This is a genomic window from Longimicrobium sp. (genome assembly GCA_036389135.1).
Lineage (GTDB): Bacteria > Gemmatimonadota > Gemmatimonadetes > Longimicrobiales > Longimicrobiaceae > Longimicrobium.
Genome location: DASVQP010000090.1, coordinates 1 through 1,549 on the forward strand (window position 1 = coordinate 1; position 1,549 = coordinate 1,549).

General features: G+C 68.9%; 1 protein-coding gene. It reads left to right on the forward strand.

Annotated elements, in window-relative coordinates; all coding sequences use genetic code 11:
• Window positions 1-183: 183 nt before the first annotated feature.
• Window positions 184-1,549, forward strand: a 1,366-nt coding sequence (locus tag VF584_20315; GenBank protein ID HEX8212533.1) for an amidase family protein, incomplete at its 3' end; no start/stop codon positions are given.

Below are 1,549 nucleotides of genomic sequence, written 5' to 3' on the forward strand. Positions count from 1 at the left end.
AGCGTCCGCATCGCCTCAGAGTCCGCATGCAGGGCGACACGCGCCTGCCTCATTGGTCCGCTGCGGGACAGCCGCTCGGCGGACGGCACTGTGACTCTCGGCGTCACATGGGCGTGCTACATAGGTGGGGACACGTCGCAACGTTGGGTTGCACGACGGGACATCCGCCTTCAAGGAGCGTCTATGCATAATCTTGTCTTCGCCAGTACCGCCGACCTGGCCGCCGCCATTCGCACCGGCCAGATCTCAGCCGTCGAAGCGCTTCAGGCGTATCTGGCGCAGATCGCGCGCCACAATCCAACGCTGAACGCCGTGATCACGCTGGATGCTGAGCGCGCCGCTGTTCGGGCGCAGGAAGCTGATGCGGCGCTGCGGCGCGGTGAGCTGTGGGGGCCGCTGCATGGCGTACCTTTTACGCTGAAAGATGCCCATGCTACCGCGGGCATGCGCACGACCACCGGCTTCCCGCCCCTGGATCATGTCCCGCAGGCCGATGGCACGGTCGCAGCGCGCCTCACGGCGGCGGGCGGCGTGCTCATGGGCAAAACCAATGTCCCCGTGATGCTGGCGGACGTTCAAACCACGAATCCGATCTTTGGCCGCACCGCGAACCCTTGGGATATCGCCCGGACGTGCGGGGGCTCCAGCGGCGGCGCAGCCGCGGCCGTCGCGGCCGGCATAACCCCCTTTGAGATCGGGACGGATCTGTCCGGGTCGATCCGCATTCCGGCGGCCTATTGCGGGGTGTTTGGGCTGAAGCCGACCGAGCATCGCGTCTCGCTGGCCGGCCTGATTCCCGGTCTCCCGCCGGTTCCGAGCGTCCGCATCATGTCCTGCATTGGGCCTCTGGCGCGCACCGTGGAAGACCTCGGGCTGCTGTACCGGATCATCGCTGGGCCGGACGGCTGCGATACCGATGTGCCGCCGGTTCCTGCGCCCGAGGTTCCCGCGCTCGCCCTGCCGGGTCTGCGCATCGCCTATGCGCCAACGTTTCCCGGCGTGCCCGTTGCGGCAGCGATTCGCGAGGCGATCGCGGACGTGGCTGAGCGTCTCCAGCGCGCGGGCGCGATCGTGGCGGCGCCGCCGCTGCCCACGGCGGACATCCAGGCGACGCTGGCCCGGGCGGGGGCGTTGCTGAGGATGGTCGTGGGCGCGTTCCAGGTGGACGCGCACGAGGCCCCGACGAGTCTGGCGGCGTATCTTGAAGCGCTCCACTGGCGCGACGAAGAGCTGCGCGCGTGGGAGCAGTTCTTTACAACGTGGGACGCCCTGCTGTGCCCGGCGTCGATGATCACCGCGTTTCCGCACTGTGCGCCAGGAGCGCCGCTCCACGTGGATGGCGCGGCCGCGCCGTATGAGCTGGTGAGCGCCCACAGCTTCCTGTTCAATTACACGGGGCATCCGGCCGTCACACTGCCCGTGGCCCGCGACGGCGCAGGGTTGCCGATTGGGGTGCAGCTGGTTGGCAAACGGTGGGATGAGTCGCGGCTGCTGGGCATGGCCGCGGCGCTCGTCGATGTGACCGGCCCCTTCCAGGCGCCGCCAGGCT